Below are 5,436 nucleotides of genomic sequence, written 5' to 3'. Positions count from 1 at the left end.
TTAGGGCTTGGGGGGCAGAATTAGTTAAGGGTGGGTTGTTTGACACAGTGCAACTTATTTTACAATCTTACTCAGCACTACCACATAAAAAGCGATACGAGGAATTTTACTTACATAGCTAAACTGTGTAGCTGTTTTTTTTATAGCTGCTACTATGTAACCTTTATCTATCCCTTGTGTGATGTTTTCGATAAAAGAGCCTATAGTATTTATATCATATTGGGTTTTACACGCAATGTAGAGTTTTTCGCCTGAGTCTACTTTAGACTCTGGGTCTGGAATCATCTCGTAGCACTTTTTTATGTGTGCTTCATCTAGCTCGAATTTTCTTAGGTAGCGATTTATTTGCTCTAGTTCGTACATAATTACGGCCCCATATTTTCAGGATTTAATCCGTCTAAATCAGGTTTAACTGGTTCTTTATAATACCCAGCAAGTCTTGATGCTAGTGTAGGAAGCATTGTAAACTTATCTCCTGAAGCTCCATAGATGCTTCTTCTTGCATAGAGTTCCCCCTCTGGTATATGGTGAAGATAATCAGGGATATTTGCTATATCTAGTAAATTTGCTTTGATAGAGTGATGCACATATCGTTTTCTTAAGTCTTTATGTTCATTTTTACCTATTGCTTTATTTGTTTTTAGTGTCTTATATATTGGCTCTAAAGTTTTATGATCCTCTGGATGCTCTTTTGCCATAGTCTTTAGTGTATATTTTTTCTCTAACTCATCTAAAGGTACTTTGTCTCTCTCTTCATCCATCTTTTGAGTAGCATCGTGCATGAGTTGCAAGGTTACTAATTCATACAACCATGTAAGGTTTTCTCTATACATATAGTGCATTACTGGTGTAGTAGCTAGTGATAGAGGGGAAGGGTCAAGTCTATAAAATCCAGGTTCATCAAATTTTGTAGAAAATACATAAGATACTTTATTATCTGCTACAGGTAACCATCCATAAGCTTTATTCCACGCTTTTACTGTAGCACTTGGATTGCTAAATATTGATTTTAGACTTAGATCAAGTGGAATACTCTCTATTCCACTATGTGTCTCATATCCACCCCCTACATCAGCATGAGCACCAGGGACTATAAACTCTGTCATATTCCCATCGTTTCTATAAACCTCTTTATCCCCATAATCATCATCAAATATTGAATAAGCATCAAATTGAAAACGGTACTCATCCATTGCCATAAGATGATACACTGAACCCACTTTTTTTGGCTCAAACTTGATATTTAACTCTTTAAAGTCATTACTTTGTTTAAGTCCACGGTGGGTTACGGTATCGCCTATATTTACATGGCGGAATGAGACGTTTTGGATATGGAGTGGTTGTACTTTTTTATATCCAATTACTCTACGATGTCTAGAATCATAAACTGGAATATCTCTTAAAGGGTTATAAAATCTTCTCGAACCGATATCTGTATAAAGTCCATCTTTTTTATCAAAAAATGGTGTAAATATATCTTTAGTTTTCTTTGGATCGATGTTTAATGTATAGGATGGATATATCCCGTTATTTAAAAGTTCAAACTCTTTTTGGATACTACACACAAAGTGTCTCGCCTCCGTTGCACCCCTACTAAAACCAAACACATCAAGCACTAACTCATCTACATACTCAATTCCAGCATTTCGTAACTCTTGGGCTATCTTGTTACACGCATATACAACATGTGCTTGTACACCTGTTAAACCTGTACCTAAACCTAGCCCTATTAAAGAGTTATTGTCAAGTTCCCCCTCCTCTACTGGATCAACTGTTCCTGAACCTGAAGCGTAAAGTTTAAAGTATTTTAGATCATATTTGTGAGCATCTGGATTTGCTATACTCTTATCTGGGTTTAATCTATCTCCCCCTTTATAGTGCTCATACAGTCTCTCTATATTAGTATATCCATTCACATAACTCCCTGCATCATCAGACTCTGGCAGTATCTCCTCTTGGATAAACTCTTTGATCTCTTTGGTTGTACCTGTTGCATCTCTATAGTTTTTTTTGACCTCATATTCAAACACTTTTTCAAGTACTCCCTCACTCTTTGTAAAGTTCTCTCGAACCTCTAGTAAAAAGTCAAATGTTTTACTGGCGTCTTTTGAGGCGTTGTCATCGCCGTAGTTACGCAGTTGTGTAGAACTTTGCTCAAAATAGCGTACCTTACCTATATCCCCTATCAACTCATCTCTAAGTTTATTCATTATATCTTTAGTTTTTTGAGGGTTTGGGTGGAGTGCTATGTATTTTGCGAAGGAGCTATCGTCTTTTAAACTACTTAAAAATCTTTCATCCCCAATCTTTACATTAGCACTCTGTATCTCTTTAACTGTGTTTGTTACATACTTGTTATAGCTTTGGTAAAAGTTGATATTGTACATATTGTTATTGGTTCCATCAAAGAACACTCCATACTCCACTCTTACCATTGGAGTAAGGGAGATGTTTATATGATCTTTAAAAGCTGTATAGGTATACTCTTTTATATTTCCATAATTATCTCTTTGTGTAACATTGTACACATAAGGGAGTGAGATCAAAGCATAAGGGCGTTTTTCATCTTCGCTTAACTCTGTTTTTGAAAGTGCATCATACTCATGAAGCAGATCAGTTTTACACTGCGCTACACTCTTTGTAAAGTACCCTGCATATCTACTCTCCCCATCTTTTTTTTCTGCATCATCCAAAGCATTAGCTGCGGCATCAAACTTTACAATATCATCTAAAAAACTATGTGTAGAGCAAACTACACTCCCACCTGAGGAGAGGGTATACACGAGTTTATCTTTTACTAAAATCTCATTTGGTACAAGTTTTAGCGTTGTAGCTATTTGTTCATTCTCTTTTTCTATAGCTTCAACAAGATAAGAGCTGTATTCATCTTTGATAGCATCTAAAACAGTTGCATCATCTTCAAGTGTTCCAGCTACTTTTTTAGCCTGTGCTTTACTAACAACCAAGTAAGCAAATCGTGTCCTTGCATCATGGGGGCATTGTCTGCCATTTTCATCTGAGAAGTACTGCATATGTACCATATCTTGATTGTGAGAATACGCTTTTCCATATGTTCTTTTTATAGCTTTTTTCGGTGGTCTTCCCATTAGAGTGCTCCTAAGTTTTTCAGTTTCTTCTCAATTTTCATCTGTGCAGAACCTTCTTCTTTATTTAATTTATATGCTTTTTTATACCATTTAAGTGCTTCTTCTTGATTACGCAACTCTTTTTCATAAACGAAACCTATGTTGTATGTAGCTTTTACATCTCCCAAAGCTGCTGCTTTTTTATACCACTCAATCGCTTTATCATTATCGTTAAGAGTCAAGTCATATAAAAGACCAAGATCAAATGCACTCTCAGCATCCCCCATAGTGTAGCCTTTGATATGCCACTCTATCGCTTTATCGTACTCTTTTAAATCCTCACTATATATTCTTGCAAGATAACGCGCACACTCTTTATGCCCTGTTTGTGTACAATGGGTAAGGTACTCTATCCCTTTTTGAAACTCTTTGGCTTTTGAATAGTAAACCCATACCCCTTTATTTCCAGCTGGTAAACCTAACTCTCCAACTTTTTTATACACTTTCACTGCTTTTTCCCCATCGCCATTTATTCTAAATACATACCCTATATTGTAAAGTGATTTTAAATCACCGCTTTTTGCTGAGAGCATATACCATTTTATGGCTTTTTTAAACTCACTACGCTCATATGTAGCTCCAAGATTATGAGCCGCTTGCATATTTCCTGCTTTGTAAGATTCTTCATAATAGTGTATATATTTTTTAGCATCATAAATATAGTGGTCGTAGAGGTTTGCTAGGTAGAAGAGGTTTTGCGAGTCGCCTTGTTTTAAGCCCTCTAGGAATGTTTGTTCTGCTTTTTTATACTCTTCAAACTTATTGTAGTACAGTCCTTTACATCCATATGCTTTTATATTGCCGTTTTTTATCTCATTATCGTAAAATGCAAAAGTTCTTTTTTTTGCTTTACGTTCATCCATAAACTCAAACCAACTCTCTTTTTTTACTATCGCTTTTATACCACCTATTTGGCAAGTGGCATCTTTATACTCTTTTATCATTTGGAAGTATGGGAGTGCTTTATCGTGTTGTTGGAGAGCTTCGTTATATATACCTGCGAGATAGTAAGTTGCTTCTTTATCTCCTTTGGCTACATTTATCTCATAGGTTTTTATAGCTTTATCGTACATTTGGTATGAGGCGTATATACCTGCTAGGAAGTTTATATTTGCAACTGTGGGGTTATCGTTTGCATTTTTCTCTAAACACCCTATATAATCATCTAAAGTTTGTGCATGATCTTTGCATAGTTTTACTGTAGGTTTTGGTTGGAGTTCATTTAAAAAACTATCTATATCTATATGATCTAGGTTTACTTTTGCAACTAGAGTAGTTGCTAAAAGTGAGAGGGTTAAAATTATTTGTATTTTTTTTTTAATTACTGTTTTTATCATCTTCTTTTACATTATCTATTGGATTTTCATCATAAGTTAAATATGCACGAGCAGCTTCCTCAGGCTTACCATCTATAAAAGCCATAAAATTGATCTCGTGTACATGTTCATCTTTTAGATTATGTGTTATTATATCTTTTCCATCATAATCTGCTTTATCTTTTTGCTCAATTCTCCATCTGATTTGTGCAATCTCATCTTCTCTTGGTTCATCAACATTGAGGATAGCTTTACATTCACCCTCTTCTCCCTCTCCAACATAATTCGCTGGAAGTTTTACCACTTCTAGATAACGTTTCAACTCACTTATAGCATACCCCTCTTCATCAGAGTTTGCCACATAACAATGAACATGTGCGTATTTAAAGATATTATCCTCTTGGATATTTACAGTCATGGTTAGTCCATCTTCTGTAATTGTATCATCTATCGGGTTATCTGAGAGTATATCTTTATCATCACTATTGTTATTTTTTACAAATGCCCAGACTACTTGTGATTTTTGAGTCTCTGTTAGTTCTGTTTTAGCTACCCATGCATCATTTTCATATACTTCAACCTCTGCTGTAAATGTAAGTATATCTGTTATATCTTCTTGTTTTTCTACATCTACGCTAAGGTTTGTTACTCTTACTTTATTGTATACTGGTTTATCTATCGTTGGTTTGGCAACTTGGGTTGCACTGACACCACCATTACCTGATGCTGTATCTACATTTGGTGCTTTTAGGTGTATACCGCTTCCATCTACTGTAAGTACACTTCCTCCACATTTTAGGCTTATTCCATCTTGTGCTAGTACTTCAAATGTTCCTGTTGTATGTTTTTCACTTTTTGATTTGACATGGTACGCCTCTGTGACATCTAGTCTATACTCTTTACCCACTTGGATAAATACATTGCTGAGATATTTTTGTTTTACATCTTTATGGACATATTGGTGGAGTAATCCT

Annotated in this window: 3 protein-coding genes and 1 pseudogene; all 4 read right to left on the bottom strand. The window is 35.3% G+C overall.

The window, feature by feature from the left end; translation table 11 throughout:
* Nucleotides 1-54 precede the first annotated feature (54 nt).
* Entirely contained in the window at nucleotides 55-363 is a 309-nt protein-coding gene (locus ACQY56_RS05990; RefSeq protein WP_428739970.1) for a hypothetical protein, read from the bottom strand.
* Nucleotides 364-365: 2 nt separating this feature from the next.
* Nucleotides 366-3,107 (bottom strand): phospholipase effector Tle1 domain-containing protein, encoded by a 2,742-nt coding sequence (locus ACQY56_RS05985; protein ID WP_428739563.1) that lies wholly within the window; start codon nucleotides 3,105-3,107, stop codon nucleotides 366-368.
* On the bottom strand, nucleotides 3,107-4,483 hold the full coding sequence (locus tag ACQY56_RS05980) for an SEL1-like repeat protein (RefSeq protein WP_428739971.1): 1,377 nt from the start codon (nucleotides 4,481-4,483) through the stop codon (nucleotides 3,107-3,109). Before ACQY56_RS05980 ends, ACQY56_RS05985 begins: the two co-directional genes overlap by 1 nt.
* Nucleotides 4,464-5,436, bottom strand: a pseudogene (locus tag ACQY56_RS05975) (type VI secretion system Vgr family protein); the annotation flags it as partial. The pseudogene ACQY56_RS05975 and the gene ACQY56_RS05980, both read right to left, overlap by 20 nt.

This window comes from Sulfurimonas sp. (genome assembly GCF_050296975.1).
Taxonomy (GTDB): domain Bacteria; phylum Campylobacterota; class Campylobacteria; order Campylobacterales; family Sulfurimonadaceae; genus Sulfurimonas.
Note: the sequence above shows the minus strand (reverse complement) of the source record. Positions and strands in the feature narration are given on the sequence as shown.